Annotated in this window: 20 protein-coding genes; 15 read left to right on the top strand and 5 right to left on the bottom strand. The window is 67.6% G+C overall.

Annotated features, from left to right (window positions below):
- Positions 1-1,218, bottom strand: a complete 1,218-nt coding sequence (locus ABZ420_RS17925) for a hypothetical protein (protein ID WP_357123629.1) — start codon at positions 1,216-1,218, stop codon at positions 1-3.
- Between the two features lie 145 nt (positions 1,219-1,363).
- Between ABZ420_RS17925 and ABZ420_RS17930 the strand changes: the two genes are divergently transcribed.
- From ABZ420_RS17930 to ABZ420_RS17940, 3 genes are all read left to right on the top strand, one after another.
- Positions 1,364-1,939 (top strand): TerD family protein, encoded by a 576-nt coding sequence (locus tag ABZ420_RS17930; RefSeq protein WP_062966714.1) that lies wholly within the window; start codon positions 1,364-1,366, stop codon positions 1,937-1,939.
- A gap of 158 nt (positions 1,940-2,097) precedes the next feature.
- Positions 2,098-3,198 (top strand): DUF475 domain-containing protein, encoded by a 1,101-nt coding sequence (locus tag ABZ420_RS17935; protein ID WP_040871216.1) that lies wholly within the window; start codon positions 2,098-2,100, stop codon positions 3,196-3,198.
- Positions 3,199-3,292: 94 nt separating this feature from the next.
- Positions 3,293-3,916, top strand: coding sequence for a Tellurium resistance (locus tag ABZ420_RS17940; RefSeq protein WP_062966718.1), 624 nt, complete (start codon positions 3,293-3,295; stop codon positions 3,914-3,916).
- Position 3,917: 1 nt separating this feature from the next.
- Here the strand turns inward: ABZ420_RS17940 and ABZ420_RS17945 are convergent, their stop codons facing one another.
- Positions 3,918-4,817 carry a DMT family transporter gene (locus ABZ420_RS17945; RefSeq protein ID WP_357123633.1) on the bottom strand — a complete coding sequence of 300 codons (900 nt, stop codon included), beginning with the start codon at positions 4,815-4,817 and terminating at the stop codon, positions 3,918-3,920.
- Positions 4,818-4,900: 83 nt separating this feature from the next.
- On the opposite strand from ABZ420_RS17945, the gene ABZ420_RS17950 reads away from it, so the two are divergent.
- Positions 4,901-5,434 (top strand): CGNR zinc finger domain-containing protein, encoded by a 534-nt coding sequence (locus tag ABZ420_RS17950; RefSeq protein WP_357123636.1) that lies wholly within the window; start codon positions 4,901-4,903, stop codon positions 5,432-5,434.
- Here the strand turns inward: ABZ420_RS17950 and ABZ420_RS17955 are convergent.
- On the bottom strand, positions 5,431-6,822 hold the full coding sequence (locus tag ABZ420_RS17955; RefSeq protein ID WP_357123639.1) for a hypothetical protein: 1,392 nt from the start codon (positions 6,820-6,822) through the stop codon (positions 5,431-5,433). The two genes, ABZ420_RS17950 and ABZ420_RS17955, sit on opposite strands and share 4 nt — an antisense overlap.
- A 215-nt stretch (positions 6,823-7,037) precedes the next feature.
- Between ABZ420_RS17955 and rpsF the strand changes: the two genes are divergently transcribed.
- The 6 genes from rpsF (at position 7,038) to ABZ420_RS17985 (ending at position 13,838) form a co-directional block, all read left to right on the top strand.
- Positions 7,038-7,325, top strand: coding sequence for a 30S ribosomal protein S6 (rpsF, locus tag ABZ420_RS17960; RefSeq protein ID WP_040871220.1), 288 nt, complete (start codon positions 7,038-7,040; stop codon positions 7,323-7,325).
- A gap of 88 nt (positions 7,326-7,413) precedes the next feature.
- On the top strand, positions 7,414-7,950 hold the full coding sequence (locus ABZ420_RS17965; RefSeq protein WP_040871221.1) for a single-stranded DNA-binding protein: 537 nt from the start codon (positions 7,414-7,416) through the stop codon (positions 7,948-7,950).
- Positions 7,951-8,008: 58 nt separating this feature from the next.
- Positions 8,009-8,260, top strand: a complete 252-nt coding sequence (rpsR, locus tag ABZ420_RS17970) for a 30S ribosomal protein S18 (RefSeq protein ID WP_040871322.1) — start codon at positions 8,009-8,011, stop codon at positions 8,258-8,260.
- A gap of 17 nt (positions 8,261-8,277) precedes the next feature.
- Complete coding sequence (gene rplI / locus ABZ420_RS17975; protein WP_357123642.1) at positions 8,278-8,730, top strand: 50S ribosomal protein L9; 453 nt, start codon at positions 8,278-8,280, stop codon at positions 8,728-8,730.
- Positions 8,731-9,358: 628 nt separating this feature from the next.
- Entirely contained in the window at positions 9,359-11,953 is a 2,595-nt protein-coding gene (gene dnaB / locus ABZ420_RS17980; RefSeq protein ID WP_357123645.1) for a replicative DNA helicase, read from the top strand.
- A gap of 208 nt (positions 11,954-12,161) precedes the next feature.
- Complete coding sequence (locus ABZ420_RS17985; protein ID WP_357123647.1) at positions 12,162-13,838, top strand: cutinase family protein; 1,677 nt, start codon at positions 12,162-12,164, stop codon at positions 13,836-13,838.
- 57 nt (positions 13,839-13,895) lie between these two features.
- Here ABZ420_RS17985 and ABZ420_RS17990 read toward each other — a convergent pair whose 3' ends face one another.
- Together ABZ420_RS17990 and ABZ420_RS17995 are read right to left on the bottom strand one after the other, a co-directional pair.
- A complete protein-coding gene (locus ABZ420_RS17990; protein ID WP_357123650.1) occupies positions 13,896-14,645 on the bottom strand; it encodes an SDR family oxidoreductase in 750 nt (249 codons plus the stop codon).
- A 216-nt stretch (positions 14,646-14,861) separates the two neighbouring features.
- Positions 14,862-16,094 (bottom strand): hypothetical protein, encoded by a 1,233-nt coding sequence (locus ABZ420_RS17995; RefSeq protein ID WP_357123652.1) that lies wholly within the window; start codon positions 16,092-16,094, stop codon positions 14,862-14,864.
- Between the two features lie 245 nt (positions 16,095-16,339).
- On the opposite strand from ABZ420_RS17995, the gene ABZ420_RS18000 reads away from it, so the two are divergent.
- From ABZ420_RS18000 to ABZ420_RS18020, 5 genes are all read left to right on the top strand, one after another.
- Positions 16,340-17,257 (top strand): DMT family transporter, encoded by a 918-nt coding sequence (locus tag ABZ420_RS18000; protein ID WP_357123655.1) that lies wholly within the window; start codon positions 16,340-16,342, stop codon positions 17,255-17,257.
- A 76-nt stretch (positions 17,258-17,333) separates the two neighbouring features.
- A complete protein-coding gene (locus ABZ420_RS18005) occupies positions 17,334-17,780 on the top strand; it encodes a nuclear transport factor 2 family protein (RefSeq protein WP_357123658.1) in 447 nt (148 codons plus the stop codon).
- A gap of 13 nt (positions 17,781-17,793) precedes the next feature.
- Positions 17,794-18,459: a class I SAM-dependent methyltransferase gene (locus ABZ420_RS18010; protein WP_357123661.1), complete on the top strand. Its 666-nt coding sequence runs from the start codon at positions 17,794-17,796 to the stop codon at positions 18,457-18,459.
- A 134-nt stretch (positions 18,460-18,593) separates the two neighbouring features.
- The gene (locus tag ABZ420_RS18015; protein ID WP_357123664.1) at positions 18,594-19,967 is read left to right on the top strand and encodes a wax ester/triacylglycerol synthase family O-acyltransferase; all 1,374 of its coding nucleotides are present in this window, start codon (positions 18,594-18,596) and stop codon (positions 19,965-19,967) included.
- Between the two features lie 216 nt (positions 19,968-20,183).
- The gene (locus ABZ420_RS18020; protein ID WP_357123666.1) at positions 20,184-21,308 is read left to right on the top strand and encodes a nitronate monooxygenase family protein; all 1,125 of its coding nucleotides are present in this window, start codon (positions 20,184-20,186) and stop codon (positions 21,306-21,308) included.
- Positions 21,309-21,700 lie beyond the last annotated feature (392 nt).

Consider the following 21,700-nt stretch of genomic DNA (forward strand, 5'->3'; position numbering starts at 1 on the left):
TCATTCTCGTCGTGGTCCTGCTTGTCTTCTCATTCGTTCCACTACCCCGGCTATGAATTCCGTAACGGCATTCAGTTCCGTCACATAGGCCCAGTAGTCGGGATGACGCCCCGACAGTGTTTCGCTGATTCGGTCGATCCGTGCCGCTTGCGCGTCGAGCACCGAACCCCATTCGGCGACCAGCCCGCGGCTCACCGCGAGCATCTGCGCGTCCCGCAGCCGGAATCGTACGGCCTTGGCCTGTTCTTGCGGGTCGGACCGGATCACACGCAGCGAGGTGAGCCGCTTGGTGACGGCGTCGACTCGCTGCTCGGCCTCGGCGAGGAACCCGCGCGCGGATGTGGTCAGATCAAGTGCAAACTCCGGATTGTTCTCCGCCGCCGCCGTACGCGCCCTGCCCAAGGCCGCGGCCGCGGCCTCGATGGCTCGCTGGCTTTCCCGCTCATTGTTAGCCAGATCGGCCGAACTCGCAGCATTGAACTCGCGCAGCAGCGCCGAGAAGGCCTGCGGAACGCCTTCGGCCCTGGTCCGGACGGCGGCAAGGCGGGTTGTCACCGAGGAGATAGCGGTGTTCGCGGCCGCGGCCCGAGATGGAGCTTGCGCCAACGCATCCGTCAGCTCCCTGGTGGCCGTCTCCAGCCGGTTCGCGGCCTCCCGCACCGTGCCCGCGGGTGCGCCGGAACCCGACGCCTCCAGTGTGACCAGCGCCTCATCGACCGCGGTGGCGCCCTTGCGCACCGACGGATAGTTCGCGAACTCCGACTCGGCGGCCCGGCCGCGCACCTCGGCCGCGGCGGCCTTCACCTGCTGCGCCAACCGCGGCACCGCGCCGAGCACGGCCACCGCCTCTTCGAGCTTGCCCTGGTCGCCGCGATAGAACTCGTCGACGGCGCGCGCCGCGTCGGCCAGTTGCCGTACCGCGGCGTCGACGCGTTGCCCGCCCTGCGGGACCGGCGGCCCGCCCTGCTGCGCGGCCTCCAATTCCGCGCTCAGCGTCAGATAGACCTCCGCGGCGCCATAACACTTGTGGCGCACCGGTTCCCAGCGCGCGCCCGTTCGCCGCTCGGGGAAGATCTGATCGGCGGCGTGCACCGCCGCGTCGGCCGCGCTCTGTCGCCGATCCATGTCGAGGAACGCCGTCGCCAGCGTCGCGCGGGCATGTTCGATCCACTCGTCGTTTCCCGACGAACGGAACCAACCGCGCCTTCGCCCTGCCACGCCCCGATGGTAGGAGATCTTCCTGTTCGCCGGGGGTTACGCCGGTTCCTACGCAAGTTCGCGGAAACCTACTACTGTCGTATGACGTACCCGGCGATTCGGACATGCTGGGAACCAATGACGGACTATTGAAAGGGAATCCCGCATGGGTGTCAGTTTGTCCAAGGGCGGCAATGTCTCGCTGACCAAGGCGGCGCCTAACCTCACTGCTGTTGCAGTCGGCCTCGGGTGGGATGTGCGGACCACCACCGGCACCGACTTCGACCTCGACGCCAGCGCCATCGCGACCGGCGCGGACAAGAAGGTCCTGTCCGACCAGCACTTCGTCTTCTTCAACAACCTGCGCTCGCCCGAGGGCGCGATCGAGCACGCGGGCGACAACCGGACCGGCGAGGGCGAGGGCGACGACGAGGTCATCAACGTCGACCTGGCAAACACCCCGCCCACGATCGAGAGCATCTTCTTCCCGGTCTCGATCTACGACGCCGACTCCCGCTCGCAGTCCTTCGGCCAGGTCCGCAACGCCTACATCCGCGTCGTGGATCGCAGCAACGGCGAGGAGCTCGCCCGCTACGACCTCACCGAGGACGCGTCGACCGAGACCGCCATGGTCTTCGGCGAGCTGTACCGCAACGGCGCGGAGTGGAAGTTCCGCGCGATCGGCCAGGGTTACGCCTCCGGTCTGGCGGGCATCGCCCGTGACTACGGCGTGAACGTCTAAGCAACACTTCGCTGTTCGCAGGGGGCCCGGCGACGGGCCCCCTCGTCATGCGGCCCAGGCATGCCGGCGCCCTGGGAGCAGCGTTGGACAACCGGCGATCCAGCGGCCACGCTGGTAGCAACGTCGCCGCCAAGTCTTCACTCACGAAAGGTCCCAGCGTGGTCCTGCGCATATTCGGCATGTCCCTCGTCGTCACGGTGCTCTCGCTCATCGCTGCTGTCGTGTATGGCGGACCGACCGCCCTCGCGCTCGCCGCGATCCTCGGCATCCTCGAGGTGTCCCTCTCGTTCGACAACGCCGTGATCAACGCCACCGTTCTCGAACGCATGAGCGCTTTCTGGCAGCGGATCTTCCTCACCATCGGCGTGTTGATCGCCGTTTTCGGCATGCGGCTGGTCTTCCCGCTGGCCATCGTGTGGATCACGGCCGGGCTGGACCCGGTGCGGGCCTTCGACCTGGCCCTCAACCCGCCTCCGGGCGACGCGCTGACCTTCCCGGACGGCAGCCCCAGCTACGAGAAACTGCTCACCGACGCGCACCCGCAGATCGCGGCGTTCGGCGGCATGTTCCTGGCGCTGCTGTTCCTCAACTTCATCTTCGAGGAACGCGACATCACCTGGCTGAGCTGGCTGGAACGGCCGCTGGCCAAGGCGGGCAAGCTGGACATGCTCTCCGTGGTGGTCGCAGGCGGCGGCCTGATCCTCACCGCGGAGTTCATCGCCGACGAGGCGCACCGCTCGACCGTCCTGGTGGCGGGCCTGCTCGGCATGATCACCTACATCGCGGTGGACGGCCTCGGCTCCATGTTCCACACCGAGGAGCACACCGAGGGCGGCCCCTCCGAGCTGGCGAAGGCCACCGGTAAGGCGGGCTTCTTCCTGTTCCTCTACCTGGAGGTGCTCGACGCGTCGTTCTCCTTCGACGGCGTGATCGGCGCGTTCGCCATCACCTCCGACCCGATCATCATCGCGCTCGGCCTCGGCCTGATCGGCGCCATGTTCGTCCGGTCGATCACGGTGTACCTGGTCCGCAAGGGCACCCTGTCGGAGTACGTCTACCTGGAGCACGGCGCGCACTGGGCGATCGGCGCGCTCGCGGCCATCCTGCTGGTCTCGATCGGCGTGCACATCAACGAGATCGTCACCGGCCTGGTCGGCGTCGCGTTCATCGGCGCGGCATTCCTCACCAGCATCGTCCGCAACGGCCGAGCGGACGAGGAGGAACTGGACAGCGAACGGGAACCCACGCCGGTAGGCTGATTCCCGGCAAGCAGCCGAAGACCCGTTGCGGCAGCGGCCCCATCCCAGCGGATGGCCGCTGCCGCTCTCGTTTCCACAGAGGGGGGATCGCGCCATGGCGATCAACGCCAACCCTGGCGGCGTCAACCTGTCCAAGGTGACCCTGTCGAAGGCGACGCCCAGCATCAATCTGACCAAGCCGGGTGAGCAACAGGGCACCATGCGGGTCAACCTGAACTGGTCGAGCGGATCCAAGGGATTCTTCCGCCGGTCCAAGCCCGTCGACCTGGACCTCGGCTGCCTCTACGAACTGTCCACCGGAGCCAAGGGCGTCGTCCAGGCGATCGGGAACAATTTCGGCACTCTGGAGGCCGAGCCCTACATCCGGCTCGACGGCGACGACCGCAGCGGTTCGGCGACGACGGGCGAGAACATGCACATCGACCTCGCCCGGCCCGAGTTGTTCCGGCGCATCCTGATCTTCGCCTTCATCTACGAGGGCGTGCCCAACTGGGCCGCCGCCGACGGCGTGGTCACGCTCTACCCCACGTCCGGTCCGCAGATCGAGGTCCGCCTCGACTCTCCGGTGGACGGCGCGCGCTCGTGCGCCATCGCCCTGCTGCTGAACCAGGGGGCCGGGATCACCGTGCACCGCGAAGTGCATTACGTCAACGGCGCCCAGCGCGAACTCGACCAGGCCTACCAGTGGGGCATGCAGTGGCAGGCGGGGCGCAAGTAGGTCACCGCGCCGCGGGCACGGGCTGCCGCGCCACGACCGCCGAGCCGGTCGGCGTGCGCGCGGCGAACACCAAACCGACCAGGCCGATGCCGAGCCCGGCGACCGTCAGCATTCGCAACGGCTGATCGATCAGCAGCCAGGCCAGGATCGCGGTCACGGCGGGCGTCGCGAAGAACAGCTTGCCAACCCTGGTCGCGTCCCAGCGGCGCAGCATGGCGTTGAACAGCAGGAACGCGGCCATGGAGTTCACCAGCACCATCCAGGTGAGCGACCCGGCGAAGCGACCCGCGTCCGACACGTGCGTCTGGCCCGACAGCCAGGCCAGCGCCCCCGCGATCGGCGCGCTCACCACCACGTGCAACGCCGTGGCGGCCCTTGGATCGATGGCGGGAACGAACCGTTTCTGGTACACGGTGCCCAGGCTCAGCCCGAGCAACCCCACCACGCACAACGCCAATCCGGTCAGGGAGAAGTGGGACTGGTCGAACACGGCCAGCGCGACTCCGATCCCCCCGACACCGAAGCCGAACCACTGCCGCAAGGTGACGACTTCGCCGATCAGCCCCGCGCACAGGGCGATGACCACCGGATTCAAGCCCTGCACGAGCGCGATCACCGCGGCCGAGACGTGCTCGGCCATGGCCGTGTAGAACGCGCCGAACTGGACCATCTGCATCAGTAACCCGGCGACGAGCACATGACGCAGTCGACTTCCGCGCGGCCACTCGACCCGCGCCAGCAGCGCGTACGCGACGAGCAGAACCCCGGCGACGGCGAAGCGCACGAACAGCACCAGCAGCGGCGGCGCCGCGCCGACCCCGATCACACCGGCGATGAACGCACTGCTCCACAACAGGACGAACAGCGGCTGCGCGGCCACCATCGCGAACCGACTCTGCACGGGACCTCCCGAAAATAACCACCTTGGGCGGTTACACCGTGACATCCTGCGGACTAACCTGTCAAGGCGGTTACCATGAGGGCGTGTTCACCTTCGTGAGCGGAAATCTCGCCTTGGACTTCGCCGGGACCGTCAAGGCGCGCTCGACCACGTTCGAGGACGCCCTCACCACACCCGCCGCGCTCGCCGACTGGATCGCCGCCGCGAACCTGCTCGACGATCCCCCGCCCAGCGACGCGGACACCCTCGCGCGTGCGGTGCGGCTGCGCGAGGCGGCTTATCGGTCGGCACTGGCCGCCGCTCACGGAAACGCCTTCGCCGACGCCGACCGCCGCACGCTCAACGAATTCGCCGTGGCAGCACCGCCCTCGATCAGCCTGGGCACCGACGGCGCGGTCGTCCGCTCCGGTGACGCGGATGCCGCTCTGGCCGCCATCGCCCGTTCCGCGATCGAGCTACTGGGTGGCGGGGCACTCGTCAAGGAGTGCGGCCGGACCGTATGCACCCGGCTCTATGTGGACACTTCCCGGGGCGGCTCGCGCCGTTGGTGTGACATGACGCTGTGCGGCAACCGCGCCAAGAGCGCCGCCTTCCGCGCCCGGCACGGCGGGCCTTAGACCACCGGGACCAGATCGCGGGGGTCGGACCGCGCCACCGGGGGCGGCGTCGAACGGTGCCCTCGGGGCATCGCCCACACGAACACGAAGAACAGCACGATCAGCAGGCTCGCGCGCCCCCACACACCGAATTGGACGACGTTCTCCATCTGCTCGACCGAGGTGCCCGCACCCATCGAGTAGAAGTAGCGGAACACCCCGATCCCGATGGCCGCGTCGGCGACGAGATAGCTGCCGATAAGCCACCAGGGCACCTCGAGCAGCACGAGAAACGGCACCAGCCACAGGGTGTACTGCGGCGAATGCACCTTGTGGAACAACAGGAATCCACACAGCATCGCCCCGCTCACGCCCACCCACGGGAAAACGCCGACCGTCAGGTAACGCTTCCAGCCGAGCCACATCGCGAGTGCGAACGCCCCGAGCACCAGCAGCGGCGAGGCGATGGTGACCACCTGCTGGAACGCCACCTCGCCGCGCGCGTCCGGGCCGAACATCGGCCGCAGTCCCCAGTACCAGATCGAGTTCGTGGTGATGTCGGCCTGACGCAATTGCTGGAAGGTGATCGACGCGCGCCAGCCCTCGTACCCCACCAGCGCGAACGGCAGGTTCACCGCGACGACGGTGCCGATCGCCGCGGCGGCGGTGAGCAGCGCGCCGCACGGGTCGAGTCCGCGCTCGCGCTCTTCCGGGGCACGGTCGACGCCGCCGGTCAGCACGTACGCCAGCAGCGGCAACACGAAGATCCCCGGGTACAGCTTGAGGCAGAACCCGAGGCCGAGCAGCACCGCGGCCAGGATTCCCCTGGTACGCACGGAGTATCGGGTCAACGTCGCCATCACGTAGACGGCCGCCACCGCCGTGCAGACCACCGGGAGCTCCCAGTTGTGGAAGGCATAGAGCACCAGCGGCGGTCCGGCCGCCCAGAGCAGGGCGGCGCCTCCGGCCAGGCGAGCCAGCATCCACGCGGTCAGCAGCGCGAACGGCGCGAGCAGCAGCGCGGAGTACCGCAGGAAATCGGCGTCGTTGTGCGCGCCGACCGCGCCGAGCCACATCAGCACGCCGCTGAGCACCGGGTACTCCACCGCGCCGCCGACCAAGGCCCCGCCGTCGGTGATGCCGCCGCTCACATAGGGAAAGACGTGCTCGTTGATGTCTCGGCCCAGCCAGAGGAATTGGATGTCCGAATAGCAGACGTCCGAGTCCTTGATGACGTCGAAAACCGTGCTGCGCCCGTCCCGGTCGAACGGCGCCCCCGCGCACCGCGCCTTGTTCGCGTACGCCAGCCCCAGGACGAGACCGCAGAGCAACACCACCACCACGGCCAACGCCGCGCGGCGTCGCACACCACCCGCGGGCAGGTCGCTGGCGGCGAGTGCGGTCGGCATGGATCCACCCTAAGCGGACGGTCCGGGCCGCGCCGCCGTTCCCCTCCCCACGAAGGTGAACGCGCGGACCGATCCCGTGCTCGCCCCGGCGGCTCGGCGGGGCGATTTCACTGCTCACGCCCCGCTCATGTAGCCTGTTCGGGTTGCTGACGCAACGACCCTCCTGCCACGGACCGTCCGTGGCCGTTTCCTAGTCCACAGGAGGTGATTGGTCCGTGCGTCATTACGAAGTGATGGTCATCCTCGATCCGAGCCTGGACGAGCGCACTGTTGGTCCGTCGCTGGACAACCTGCTCAGTGTCGTTCGCACCGAAGGCGGCAAGATCGACAAGGTCGACATCTGGGGCCGTCGCCGGCTCGCCTACGAGATCGCCAAGCACGCCGAGGGCATCTACGCCGTGGTCGATCTGACCGCCGAGCCCGCCACCGTGAGCGAGCTCGACCGCCAGCTCGGTCTGAACGAGACGGTGCTGCGCACCAAGGTTCTGCGCCACGACAAGTAGTCCGGCAACTCTCGTTTGCGTCGGAGCCTGTGCCTAGGCTCTAGCGCAACAGCGAGACGCGGACTGCACACCGAGCAGGAGGAACCACATGGCAGGCGACACGGTCATCACCGTCATCGGCAATCTGACGGCCGACCCGGAGCTTCGATTCACACCGGCGGGAGCGGCGGTGGCGAATTTCACCGTCGCGTCGACTCCCCGTGTGTTCGACCGTAATTCGAACGAATGGAAAGACGGCGAAGCGCTGTTCCTGCGCTGCAATATCTGGCGCGAGGCCGCGGAGAACGTCGCCGAAAGCCTGACCAGAGGTTCCCGTGTCATCGTGAGCGGACGGCTCAAGCAGCGCTCCTACGAAACCCGCGAGGGTGAGAAGCGCACGGTCGTCGAGCTCGAGGTCGACGAGGTCGGTCCCTCGCTGCGCTACGCCACCGCCAAGGTCAACAAGACCAGCCGCGGCAGCGGAGGCGGCGGCTTCGGGTCCGGCTCCGGCGGCGGTGGCAACTACGCCTCCTCCGGTAGTAGCGGTGGGCGTTCCGGCGGTGCCGAGGACGACCCTTGGGGCAGTGCGCCCGCGGCCGGCTCCTTCGGGGGCGGCGGCCGCATGGATGACGAACCGCCGTTCTGAGAACGGCCACAACGGCCCGCAGGAATTCGGGCCATCACTGATTACGGAGTACAAGACCATGCCTAAAGCGCCCGCGCGCGAAAAGGTGCTCAAGAAGAAGGCCTGCGCGTTCTGCAAGGAGAGCAAGACCGGCACCGTCAACATCGATTACAAGGACACGGCGTTGCTGCGCAAGTACGTCAGCGACCGCGGGAAGATCCGCGCCCGCCGTGTCACCGGCAACTGCGTGCAGCACCAGCGCGATATCGCGGTTGCGGTCAAGAACTCGCGTGAGGTCGCGCTGCTGCCTTACGTGTCGACGGCTCGCTGAGAAAGGGAGGCACACAAATGAAGTTGATTCTGACTGCTGATGTGGACAACCTCGGTGCCCCCGGCGATACCGTGGAGGTCAAGGACGGCTACGGCCGCAACTACCTGCTGCCGCGCGGCCTGGCGATCGCGGCCAGCCGCGGTGCGCAGAAGCAGGTCGAGGGCATCCGCCGGGCGCAGGAAGCCCGCCGGGTCCGCGACCTGGACCACGCCAACGAGCTGAAGCAGGCCATCGAGGCCCTGGACTCGGTCTCGCTGGCGGTCAAGACCGCGGGCACCGGCAAGCTGTTCGGCTCGGTGACCCAGTCGGACGTCGCGGCGGCCGTCAAGGCGGCGGGTGGCCCCGTCGTCGACAGGCGCAGCATCGAGCTGCCGAAGTCGCACATCAAGTCGACCGGCAAGCACGGCATCGTGGTGCACCTGCACCCGGATGTGGTGGCGAAGTTCGACCTCACGGTCACCGCCGCCTGATTCAGGCATCGCGTCGAGGACCGCTCCCCTCTGTTGAACGGGAGTGGTCCTCGGCTGTGCCCTGTCAACCGGGCCTGCTTTATAGCTAATTATTTGCCGAATGGCGCCGAGCGCCATTCGGGACAATCGGGGCGTCACTCCACCCACACAAGCGCTCCGCTCACCCAGCCTGTGGATTACCGGTAAAACCGACCGCTCGCAATGTGATTCAGGTCATATGCGGATCACGTGCTGTTAACCCAACACGCCCGGCTGTTCAACTCGGCCGACACGCCGGTACTTCTTTAATCCACACCTGGGAAAACGCGGAAGTCTGTATCTATCTGCGTATTTGACCCCGGCGACCTGGGTTTTCCCCAAGTTGTCCACAGGGGCTGCACACGGTTGGGTGAACTTTCCCCAAGTTATCCACAGCTGTGTGCACAGTGCGGTTTGGTCCACGCCCCTCGGGTCGCCTAGGTTCGTCGCATCGCTGCGCGCGGAACGCTCCCGGTCGCGGGCACGGACGGGTGCCGCAGCGGTAGCTGGAGCCCCGGTCAACGGCTTTCACGTACGTGTCGGTGCCCGGGAGTAAAACGAGTCGACAGGGTGCAACCCGGTCGTGGGGTAGAGAGGACGGTCGAGTCTGGTGACAGCCACCGATGACCGCGGGCGCAGAAATTTTCCGCCCGAACCCCCCGGCGAAGACTTCGGCCGACAACCTCCGCACGACATGGCGGCCGAGCAGTCGGTGCTCGGCGGCATGTTGTTGAGCAAGGACGCCATCGCCGACGTCGTCGAGGTGATTCGGCCCGGCGATTTCTACCGTCCCGCTCACCAGGCCGTCTATGACACGATTCTCGATCTCTACGGGCGCGGGGAACCCGCCGACCCGGTGACCGTCGCCGCGGGCCTCGACCGCCGTGGCGAACTCAAACGCATCGGCGGCGCGCCCTATCTGGTCACGCTCACCCAGACCGTGCCGACGGCGGCGAACGCCAGCTACTACGCCGAAATCGTCGCGGAGAAGGCCATTCTGCGCCGCCTCGTGGAGGCGGGCACCCGCATCGTCCAGTACGGCTACGCGGGCGCCGACGGCCAGGACATCGCCGAGGTCGTCGACCGCGCCCAGGCCGAGGTCTACGAGGTCACCGAACGCCGCACCAGCGAAGACTTCCTGCCCCTCGAGGAATTGCTCCAGCCGACGATGGACGAGATCGACTCCATCGCCAGCCGCGGCGGCATCTCCCTCGGCGTCCCCACCGGTTTCACCGAACTCGACGAGGTCACCAACGGCCTGCACCCGGGCCAGATGATCATCGTCGCGGCGCGACCCGGCGTGGGTAAGGCACTGGCGGTGGACACTCCCCTGCCGACGCCCACCGGGTGGACCACAATGGGCCGAGTGCAGATCGGCGATGAATTGCTGGATGCCGATGGCTTGCCCACTCGCGTCGTCGCGGCCACGGAGGTCCTGACCGGACGTCCGTGCTACGAAGTCGAGTTCTCCGATGGCACGGTGATCGTCGCGGACGAAAAGCACCAATGGCTCACCGAGACAAGGGCGTCCCGTCGATCGAAGCGAACTCACGCCGAAGTGCGCACCACCGCGGAAATTGCACAGACGCTGCGGTGCGACACCGCCGATCGCAGGCTCAACCACTCGGTCACCAATACCGCGCCGCTGCAGTTGCCCGTGCGCGCGTTGCCCGTGCCCCCCTACACCTTGGGTGCCTGGCTCGGCGACGGAACCTCTGCCGCCGCACAGCTGACCTGCGCTGATCCGGAGATCATCGCGCGGATCGAAGGCGAGGGAATCGTCGCCGTGCCGTCACGATCGGCTCGGCTGCGATATCAGCTCAGATTGCCTGCCGACGAGCCGATCGCTGCTCGCGAGTGCGTGATCTGCGGAAAGGAATTCATTCCTTTCACCAGCGAGGTCCGTACCTGCGGGCGGTCCTGCGGCGGAAAAGCGCGGTTCCATTCGGCTCCGGTACCTCCGCCGCGCTGCCCGAATTGTGGCGGACAGTCGATCGGTCTGCGCCTGTGCCAGAAATGCCGGAACACCATCGGCAGCGTGCAGGCGCGTCTGCGGACACTCGGTGTCCTGGGTGACAAGCACATCCCCACCGACTACCTGCGAGCGTCCGAACAACAGCGTCGTTCCCTGCTGGCTGGGCTGCTGGACACCGACGGCACCGTGACCCGCGGCGGCTCCGTGCAGTTCAGCGTCACGAACGCCCGGCTCATCAGCGACGTGCACGAACTGATCGTCGGGCTCGGCTATCGCTGCCATCTCTCCACCAAGCGGGTGGCGGGTCGTTCCGAGGAATCGTCAACCGCGTACACCCTCACCTTCGCCACCGACGACGAGGTCTTCGGCCTGCATCGGAAAGCCGTACTGCAGAAGGAACGGCGTGCGAGCCGCAGCACCGTGCGATCGAACTCGCGATTCATCGTCGACGTGCGTCGGATCGACAGCGTGCCGGTGCGCTGCGTCGAGGTGGACAATGCCGATCACTTGTATCTGGCCGGACGATCGATGATCCCGACGCACAATTCGACGCTGGGAATGGATTTCATGCGCAGTTGCTCGATCAAGCATGGCTTGGCGAGCGTTATCTTTTCCTTGGAGATGAGCCGGACCGAAATTGTCATGCGGTTGTTGTCGGCGGAGGCGAAGATCAAGCTCGGGGATATGCGTTCCGGGCGGATGAGCGATGACGACTGGACGAAATTGGCGCGGCGGATGAGCGAGATCAGCGAGGCGCCGCTGTTCGTGGACGATTCACCGAACCTGACCATGATGGAGATTCGCGCGAAAGCGCGGCGGCTCAAGCAACGCCACGATTTGAAACTCGTTGTGGTGGACTACCTGCAGCTGATGACCTCCGGTAAGAAAGTCGAATCCCGCCAGCAGGAAGTCTCGGACTTCTCCCGAAATCTGAAACTACTGGCCAAGGAACTCGAAGTGCCGGTGGTGGCGATCAGCCAGCTGAACCGCGGCCCCGAACAGCGAACCGATAAGCGCCCGATGGTGTCCGATCTCCGCGAGTCAGGGAGCCTCGAGCAGGACGCCGATATGGTCATCCTGTTGCATCGTCCCGACGCTTTCGAGCGGGACGACCCGCGCGGCGGTGAGGCGGATCTCATTCTCGGCAAGCACCGTAATGGTCCCACCGCGACGATCACCGTCGCCCACCAATTGCATTTGTCGCGCTTCGTGGACATGGCCCGCGGCTAGGCCTGGCGAGGAGATGGCGCGCGTGTGCGGGTGCTCTCGCGTGGGCACTCGGCGGCACCGCTGAGTGGCCCCGCCCGCGCCGGATAGCGGGCCGTTCGTTTCCACTCGAGTAACGCTCGGGTCCCCAACCACGACGTCCTCGGTGACGTATGGCCCGTCGGGGGGCTTGTCCGTCCACTTTGTCGGTGTATGGATTGGAAATCAGGACATGGCTCTTCGCGAGTTCTTCGCGCGGCATCGCATCGCTTCGGCCGCTGCCGCGCCGGCTGTACTGGGGGTGGCGGCGGTAGTCGCCGCCTCGTTGGCACTGACCTCGACGCCGGAAACCAGGGATACGCAGCTCACGTCGTCCGTCACGGAATGCCACGACATGGTCACCATCTCGGTGGCCGGTCGCAATGACACTCCGCGGGAGGGCACCACCAAGATGCTGGTGGACGCCGACGGCAACCCGTTGCCGGCCGCCCTGTCCGGTGATCACAGCAGTGAGTGGGTCGACCCGGTCGTCAACGCGCCGGCCGATGACGTCGATCCCGGCGCGTACGCCGCGGTCTACATCGCGTATCCGGCGGACATGTCCACGTACGAGGATGCCGTCAACGCGGGTGTCGCGAACACCGAACAGGTGATGCGGGAGATCTCCGCGGCGTGCCCGGACACCAAGTTCTCGATCGTCGGCTACAGCGAGGGCGCCGACGTCGTCCGCCGCGTCGCGATGAAGATCGGTCACCAGGAGCCCGGCCAGGACGGCGCCTACGGGATCGTGGATCCCGACGACGTCGTCGGTGTCGTCATCCTCGCGGACTCGGGTCGCTCGGCGGGAGACGGGCCGTTCCCCGGATCGAAGGACCCGTTCGGCAACCCGGACGGCTTCGACCAGCAGTATCAGAACGGCACGAACCCGGTGCCCGGTCAGGGAGCGGTGCAGGGAACCAGCGGTGACTTCGGTGCGCTGAACGGCAAGATCGCGTCGTTCTGCTCGGACGGTGATCTCACCTGCTCGGCCCCGCAGAACATCTCATTGCTGCAGTTGGTGGTCAACGTCGGCAGGCAACTGAACGTCGACGCGCTCGAACGCGACGGTCTCACGCCTGCGACCGGGCAGGACGTCGCGGTGGTGCTCGGCAGGATCGCGCTGGCGGCGTTCGCCGACATCCAGTCGCAGCCGAACTGGATGCAGAGCGACGAGACCTTCCTGCAAGTGCTGCTGAGGGTGTCTGATCCGGCGTACAAGCCGGGTGAGCAGCCGAAGGCTCCTGCGAAGGCGGACGCGATCGCGACCAACGACATGTCGCCGCTGGCCTACCTGCCGCAGAAGGTGTTCAACGAGATCATCGGTCTGATCGTGACGAACCAGAACACGATCCCCGTGATCATGAGCGACCCGTACAACCTCACGCTCGGCCCGAACCACACCGGTCATCACTTCGACTACTGGGACGACGCCGACCCCGGCGCAGGCAAGCCGCTTACCTCCGCCGAGTACGCCGCCGCCTGGCTCACCCATCTGGCGAAGCAGGCGCAGGCGGGCAAGCAGGTCGACCCGACGTCCAAGCCGCAAGAGGCGGACCTCGCCGCCGTGTACAAGGCGGCGGAGACCACCTCGGCGACGCCGACGACCGAACCCGCCAAGACTTCGACCACGTCATCGACCAGCGCCGCCCCGACGACGACCACCACCACCACGGGCAGTTCGACGACTACGGTCGCGCCGACGAGCACGACCTCGACGCCGGCGGTCACCACGACGCCCGCTCCGTCCCCGGTCGCGGCTCCGGTCGAGACGGCGAAGCCGACCACCACCGAAACGACCACGACCACGACCACGACCACAACGCAATCCGCGGCGCCGACCACCACTACGACCGCGCGAACGTCGAATTGACCAACCCGTCGGCTCGTGATCGCCACTCGGCGCGATCGCGAGCCGACGGCGCTTCGCTCAGACCAGGCCGCCGTTGGCGCGAATCACCTGACCGTTGACCCAGCGGCCGTCCGGGCCGGCCAGAAACGCCACCACAGCGGCGATATCGTCGGGTGTGCCGAGTCGTCGCAGTGGCACGGCGTCGGCGAGTCGCTGAATGGTGGCGTCGTCTTTTCCGTGCAGGAAGAGGTCGGTGGCGGTGGGTCCGGGCGCCACCGCGTTGACGGTCACGTCCCGGCCGCGCAGTTCACGGGCCAGGATCCTGGTCAGCACCTCCACCGCGCCCTTGCTGGCGGCGTAGGCGCCGTAGTCCGGAAACGCGGTGCCGACGACCGAGGTGGAGAAATTGATGATCGCCCCGCCCGGTTCCAGCCGCCGGGCCGCCTGTTGGTCCACGACGAAGGTGCCGCGAATATTGGTCCGGTAGGTGCTGTCCAGCACCGTCAGATCCAGCTCGACCAGCGGCGCGAGCTGCATACGGCCCGCTGCGTGCACCACCACGTCGACTTTGCCGAAATCGCTTTCCGCTCGATCGAATACGGCCGCCATCGCGGACTCGTCGGCGACGTCACCCTGGGCGATCACCGCGGCGCCCCCCGCGGCGCGAATGGCTTCAGCGGTGCTGTCGGCTTCGGCGGCATTCGAAGCGAAGTTCAGCACCACCGCGAACCCGTCACCTGCCAGACGTTCGGCGCACGCGCGGCCGATGCCGCGAGAACCGCCAGTCACCACCGCGACCCGCGCGGACCCGCCGTTTGTGGTTGCCACCGGATGCTGTTCCTTCCGTTCGTCGGCGTGATTCCGGAGCTGTTCGACGACGCCCGGTCACCGGGCGGGAAAGCGATACGCCGTGGACCAGCGGCGTCGGTTCACCAGAAGGGGCCAACCATAACAGCGCGGCAGGCCGAATTCGCCGGTCATCGCACCGGCGAGTGGCGCAACGAGTAACGGTCGGCCGGACGCACCTGCGCGCCGGCGACGCTGTCAGGAGATGACGGCGCGGAGGTTACGGGCCAGCACTTCGATGCGGTGGTGCTGGAGTTCGGTGAATTCCTCCGGATGGTGTATCTCCACGCTCAGCCGCCCGGCGAAAGTGCTGATGACGCAGGTGCCGCCACCCGGCTGCTGCGGACGGCGGCCGGTCAGGTCCGGCTTGGCGAGCATGGTGGAGTGGAAGTCGTCGATGCGCAGCCCGTCCTGCTCGGGTAAGGGCGGGATGGTGCCCCAGTTGGTGGCGATGACCACGCCGGGCAGGGCGGGCCTCGGTGCGGCCGCCATGTCGGGAATGCTCAGGGGCGTGCGTTGCACGATGCCCGCGGCCAGGCCCGCATGCAGAGCCTCGCTGATCCCTCGGGCCGATTCCACCAGCGTCACGTCGGATGCGGGGGAGAGGTAGGTGGCGAAACCGAGGACGTTCGTCCCTTCGGTGGCGTCGATCGCGGGGCTCACTCTGGTCCGCAGGTCGACGGAGTACAGGTAGAGCAGTCCGGTGAGCGGCAGTTCGCGGATCTCGGCCTCGGTCCGCAGCAGCGCCGCCGACACCAGGCCGTGCACCGTGACGTTCGCGCGATGCCCGACCGCGACCAGCGCCGCGGTCTCCTCCTGGGTGAGCAGGCACCGGCTGGTGCGCAACGCCGGGTACTCGTCGTCGCGCGGTCGCGGAACCTCCGTCGGCGTGGCGGAGGTCGCACCGGCGGGGCCGGAACCGGGCAACACCATCTTCTCGATGCATCGCGCCGCGAGCAGGTGCTCGACCGGTTCGGGGAACGGGTGCACCGGCAGCTCGGACGTACCTTCACCGACCGCGTCTCGATATCCGGTCCAGAGTTCGGTGACGATGGCGAACGCGTGGAAGGCGTCCGCGATGCTGTGATGGAGCATCAGCGTGACGCTCGCGGTAGCGCCGTCGTGCACCACGCACAGGGCGCAAACGCCCGCCCGCTGATCGAATTTCGCGCCGGTGAGCGGGAATTCGGGGTTCGCGTCGGCGACGAAGATCTCGGGCGTTGCATCGGTCACGGCGAAGACATGGCCGCCCGCTTCGGTCGCCTCGATGCGGGCGCGCAGGATCGGATGTGCCCCCGCGACGGCCTCGAAGGCGGCCGACAGCGCGGGCAGGTCCAGCCGCCCGGACACCCGTGCGGCGTAACCGATGAAGACCTCGCCCGCGGCGAACATTTCCTCGCTCGGGGCCAGCCGGCGGATCACGTCGACCACAATGTATTCCCTTCGCTCCCGGCGAGACTAGCCCGAACACCTTGCACGCGCGGATCATTCGCCCGAATCGGACGAAAAGGACAGGCAGGCGGCCTCTTGTCACAAGCGGGAACGGGATCTGTCGGATGATCGGATCATTTGAATAGGCTCCGAACGGTCGAAAGCGAGCGGAGTATGTCCCGAATCGAGATTCCATCCGGCACCGAGCCGGTCGCCGTCCGTGCGTGCCGAACAGTGGGCGCGCGATGACGCGCCGCGGGTGGACACTGTTCCTGGCGATGGGCCTGATCTGGGGCGTGCCGTACGCGATGATCCGCGTGGCGGTGCGGGATCTCGACCCGATCGTTGTCGCGTTCGGGCGCACGCTCATCGGCGGCATGCTATTGCTGCCGGTCGCGCTGTACGCTCGCGCGCTGGCGCCGGTGCTGCGACGGTGGCGGCCGCTGTTGCTCTACACCTTGGTGGAGATCACCGGGCCGTGGTTCCTGATCGGGTACGCCGAGACCACGCTGAACAGTTCGACCGTCGGCTTGCTGATCGCGGCGGTGCCGCTGATCGCCGTGGTGATCGTGACGGTGCTCGGCCACGACCGGTTCGACGCGCGCCGGGTGATCGGTCTGCTCGCCGGGTTCGCCGGCGTCGCCGCGCTCGTCGGCCTCGACGTCGATCTGGGGAATCCGGCGGCGCTCGCCGCGATCGGCCTGACCACGATCGGATACGCGGTGGGGCCGATCGTCATCGATCGCGCGCTGGCCGATCTGCCTCCGTTGGGCGTGGTGACCGGGTCGCTGCTGCTGGCGGCGGCGATCTACGCGCCGTTCGCGGGTTGGCTGTGGCCGTCGCGCATCACCGCCGACGCGGGCTGGTCGGTGCTGGGTCTCGCGGTGATCTGCACGGCCGCGGCGTTCCTGTTGTTCTTCGCGCTGATCGCCGAGGTCGGCCCCGCCCGTGCGACGGTGATCACCTACATCAATCCCGCGGTGGCGATCCTGCTCGGCGTCACGGCGCTCGACGAGCCGCTGACCGCGGGCATGGCGATCGGATTCCCGCTGGTCATCCTCGGTTCGGTGCTCGGAACCGCACGCGGGCGCGACGAGGCGGCCCGGGCGGATCTGCCCGCGCCCGCCGCGCCGGAGGCGGCCGCCCGATTACCCGAGAGGTAATCGCCATCGAGCGCGCGCTTGCCGAGAATGGCAAGGCGCCGCACGTTCACGCGGCACCCCAGCGAAAGGATCCGTCTTGTCGGTCTCCGCGCCGTCCACTCGATCGGTGGTCGAAGAGTTGTTGCGCCGAATCGGTTCCGGTGATCCCGAAGCCGTGGCCGAGCTGTACGCCGAACACACGGATTGGCAGCTCGACTGGCCGGAGGCGGAACACGGAAGGGTGGCGACGCCCTGGATCCGGCACCGGTCCACCCGCGCCGACGCCGCGGCGCATTTCCGCTCGATCGCCGAGCACCATGTGCCGGAGGAGGCGGCCACGCGGGTCGACCGGGTGCTCGTCGACGGTGACGACGCCGTGGTGCTCGGCGAGATCCGGCAGACCGCGCGTGGCACCGGCCGCGCCTATCGTGCGCGTTTCGCGCTGCACCTCACGGTGCAAGGCGGGCTGATCACCCGGCACCACGTCTACGAGGACAGTCTCGCCGTCGCCCAGGCATTCGACCCCGGGGGAGTGAGCACGTAATACGCTGCTACGGGTGCTGGATTCGACCGAAGACTTCGCCGGCGAGCGTCCCGATCCGATCGCCACCCGCAAGGCGTACGACGAGATCGCCGACCGCTACGCCGACGATGTCCGGCACCGGCTCGAGCGCCAGCCGCTCGACCGGGCGATGCTGGCGGTGTTCGCGGAAGCGGTGGCGGGCGACGGTTCCGGGCCGATCGCCGATCTCGGCTGCGGGCCGGGGCATGTGACGGCTCATCTCGCGACGCTGGGTGCGCGGGTGTTCGGCATCGATCTCGCGCCTCGCATGGTGGCGCTGGCCCATGCGGAATACCCGCACCTGCCCTTCGCGCAGGGTTCGATAGAACAGCTACCGATTGGCAACGACACGCTCGGCGGCATAGTGGCTTGGTATTCGTTGATCCACACGCCACCGGATCGCGTGCCGCATGTGTTGAGCGAGTGCAATCGGGTACTCGCGAATAAAGGGCACGTGCTGCTGACTTTCCAGACGGCGGACCGGCCCGATGCGGTGGAAGCCTTCGATCACAGGGTGATTCGCGCCTACCGGTGGGCACCGAAACGCCTCGCGCGTCTACTCGGCGCCGCCGGGTTCGCCATGATCGCTCGCGTGGTGCGCGAACCGGGTCCCGAGGAACGGTTCGGGCAGGCCTACTTGCTGGCATCGAAGGTTCGGTGATTCACCGAACGCGGTCCGTCCCGTCCGGGTAAGTTTGTCGTGTCGCGGCGGCTTCATGGCTGCGCGGGCCCGCCGACAACGTGGTCGATCTGAACTCCGAACCTTTCCACCATGTCGTCAGGGGGCGACTCATCATGGAATTCATCGCGCCGGTCGATGCCGTCTTCTTGCTCGCCGAGTCCCGGGAACAGCCGATGCACGTCGGTTCGCTGCAATTGTTCGAGCCACCGGAGGACGCGGGAGCGGACTTCGCCGCTCGAGTCCACGCCGAACTACTCCGAAGCACCGACGTCGATCCGACCTTCCGCAAGCATCCCGCAACCATCTTCGGGTCGCCGCAGATGGCGTGGACGCATGCCGAGCACGTCGAACTCGACTATCACGTGCGGCGACTGGCCGTGCCCGCGCCGGGCCGCATGGACCAGCTCGTGGAGCTGGCCTCCGGCCTGCACAGCAGCCTGCTGGACCGGCATCGCCCGCTGTGGGAGTTCCATCTGATCGAGGGACTCGCCGACGGCAGGTTCGCGCTGTATTCGAAGATGCATCACGCGTTGATCGACGGCGTCTCGGCCCAACGCCTGCTGCGGCGCACGCTGACCAGCGATCCGTCCTCCAGCACCACGCGGGTGCCGTGGCATCTGCCCCGGGGTAGGCGCAGGAGGGAGTCCGGCGCGGCGGGTCCGGCGCGGAACCTGGCCTCCGCGGCCGGTCCGGCGCGGAACCTGGCCTCCGCGGCCGCCTCCGGCGCGTCGGTGCTGCGCGCCGCGCGCACCGCCCTGACGCGGCAGCAGCTGACCCTGCCGTTCGCGGCCCCGCGCACCATGTTCAACGTGCCGATCGGCGGCGCGCGCCGTGCGGTGGTCCGGTCCTGGCCGCTGGAGCGGCTGCAGCAGGTGAAGAAGGCGTCCGGTTCGACACTCAACGATGTGGTGCTCACCATGTCGGCGGGCGCGCTGCGGCGGTACCTGATCGAACGGGACGCGCTGCCGGACAAGCCGTTGATCGCGATGGTACCGATGTCGCTGCGCGCCGAGGACGACGACGAGACCAACGGGGTGAAGGTCGGGGCGGTGCTGTGCAATCTCGGCACCGACATCGCCGATCCGCTGGACCGCCTGCGGGTGGTCGCGGGCTCGATGCGCGACGGCAAGGACGTCTACAGCACGCTCTCGTGCAACCAGACGATGGCGCTGTCGGCGCTGATGCTCAGCCCGCTCGCCCTCAATCTCGTGCCCGCGCTGATCTCGTTGACCAATCCGACCTTCAACATCGTGATCTCGAACGTGCCGGGGCCACGCGAGCCCATGTACTGGAACGGTGCGCGGCTGGACGCGAGCTATCCGTTGTCGATCCCGTTCGACGGCCAAGCGGTGAACATCACGCTCACCTCCAACGCGGGCAACCTCGATTTCGGCGTTGTCGGCTGCCGCCGCAGTGTGCCGCAGTTGCCTCGCCTGCTCGATCACTTGGAGGAATCGCTCGCCGAGCTGGAGCGCGCCACCGCTTGACGGCAGCGCATTCCCCGGAAAACTAGAACGTGTTACTGTCGATGCATGGTGCAACGGCCGGTCGAGGAAGCCGCAGCCGCTTCATGGCGATATGCGCGGCTCGCGGTGGACTCGATGCACGGCGGCCCGGCCGCACGGCGCGCCACTTATGCAACTCGTTCTAGTACACCTGCGCCGCGCCGTTCGCGGCGGAGCAGTTAGGGAGACCAGCACGCCATGCGTACCGAAATCTGCGAACGGCTCGGGATCGAATTCCCCATCTTCGCCTTCACCCACTGCCGCGACGTGGCGGCCGCGGTCAGCAACGCGGGCGGACTCGGCGTGCTCGGCGCCGTCGGCTTCACCGCCGAGCAGCTCGAAGTCGAGCTGGCCTGGCTGGACGAGCACGTGCAGGGCGTATATGGCGTCGACCTGGTGATCCCGTCCAAGTACGAGGGCAAGGGCATCGACGACCTGAGCCCCGAGGAGCTGGAAGCCAAGCTGGCCGAACTCGTCCCGCAGGGGCACCGCGACTTCGCCGAGAAGATCCTCGCCGACCACGGCGTGCCCAAGCTGCCGGAGAACGAGCACCACAACCAGTTGCTCGGCTGGACGGCCACCACCGCGGGACCGCAGGTGGAGGTGATTCTGCGGCATCCGAAGGCGAAGCTGGTGGCCAACGCTCTCGGCACCCCGCCGGAGGACGTGATCAAGCAGGTGCAGGATTCCGGCAGGCTGATCGGCGCGCTGTGCGGTTCGGTCAAGCACGCGCTCAACCACAAGCGCGCGGGCCTGGACTTCGTGGTCTGCCAGGGCACCGAGGGCGGCGGCCACTGCGGCGAGGTGTCATCGATGGTGCTGTGGCCGCAGGTCATCGACGCCGTCGGCGACCTGCCGGTGCTGGCCGCGGGCGGCATCGGCAACGGCCGCCAGGTGGCCGCCGCGATGGCGATGGGCGCCGCGGGCGCGTGGACCGGTTCGGTGTGGCTGACCGTCGAGGAAGCCAATGTGCCGCCGGCTCAGATGCAGACCTACATCGACGCGACCAGCCACGACACCGTGCGTTCGCGCGCATGGACCGGCAAGCCCGCCCGCATGCTGCGCAACGACTGGACCGAGGCGTGGGAGCAGGCCGAGACCCCCGACCCGCTGCCGATGCCGCTGCAGATGATGGTCGCACTGGACGGCGTGAAGCGTGGTCACCGCTATCCGGAGGCCGCCAAGGACGTCAACTTCAATCCGGTCGGCCAGATCGTCGGCATGATGAACCGCGTGGAGCGCTCCGCCGACGTGGTCAACCGGCTGATCCAGGAGTACGTCGAGGCGTGCGAGCGCCTCAACAAGCTCAACGGCGGGGTCTGAGTTCGGGCGCCGGTTTCCGGCCGCGATGCCGCGCGGAATCTCCCGTGCGGCATCCCACGGCAGGATTCGAGCGCGGGTACCGAATGGTCGATGCTGCCACGGCAGCGTCGGTCCTGCCATGTGACATCCGCTCGGCCGCGTCCAAGCGGTTCAGGACGGCACCGAGCCGCCTCTTCGGCGGTCGGCCGGAGCATTGATGCACTGTCGCCCAGAGTGATTCGTCGCGACTGGCAGAGCCCTGCGGACCCGAGCGCCCGCGAGCGGCTCAGCTGCCGGGACCCACACCGCCTCCTGCACTTTGTCTGAGACGAGACTCTTCGCCGAACTCAGCGGACAGACGGATCTGGGTGGACCGAGCGGACAAATCCGCACTGGTCTCCCCGATCCGTCCC

It is taken from the genome of Nocardia sp. NPDC005745 (assembly GCF_040630775.1).
GTDB lineage: Bacteria > Actinomycetota > Actinomycetes > Mycobacteriales > Mycobacteriaceae > Nocardia.

Bases quoted from the DNA above. Each gene is read 5' to 3' on its own strand.
- ABZ420_RS17965 (WP_040871221.1), top strand. From the start codon at position 7,414: ATGGCAGGCGACACGGTCATCACCGTCATCGGCAATCTGACGGCCGAC.
- rplI (WP_357123642.1), top strand. From the start codon at position 8,278: ATGAAGTTGATTCTGACTGCTGATGTGGACAACCTCGGTGCCCCCGGC.
- ABZ420_RS17955 (WP_357123639.1), bottom strand. From the start codon at position 6,822: ATGCCGACCGCACTCGCCGCCAGCGACCTGCCCGCGGGTGGTGTGCGA.
- rpsR (WP_040871322.1), top strand. From the start codon at position 8,009: ATGCCTAAAGCGCCCGCGCGCGAAAAGGTGCTCAAGAAGAAGGCCTGC.
- ABZ420_RS17930 (WP_062966714.1), top strand. From the start codon at position 1,364: ATGGGTGTCAGTTTGTCCAAGGGCGGCAATGTCTCGCTGACCAAGGCG.
- ABZ420_RS17940 (WP_062966718.1), top strand. From the start codon at position 3,293: ATGGCGATCAACGCCAACCCTGGCGGCGTCAACCTGTCCAAGGTGACC.
- ABZ420_RS18015 (WP_357123664.1), top strand. From the start codon at position 18,594: ATGGAATTCATCGCGCCGGTCGATGCCGTCTTCTTGCTCGCCGAGTCC.
- ABZ420_RS18000 (WP_357123655.1), top strand. From the start codon at position 16,340: ATGACGCGCCGCGGGTGGACACTGTTCCTGGCGATGGGCCTGATCTGG.
- ABZ420_RS17985 (WP_357123647.1), top strand. From the start codon at position 12,162: ATGGCTCTTCGCGAGTTCTTCGCGCGGCATCGCATCGCTTCGGCCGCT.
- ABZ420_RS18020 (WP_357123666.1), top strand. From the start codon at position 20,184: ATGCGTACCGAAATCTGCGAACGGCTCGGGATCGAATTCCCCATCTTC.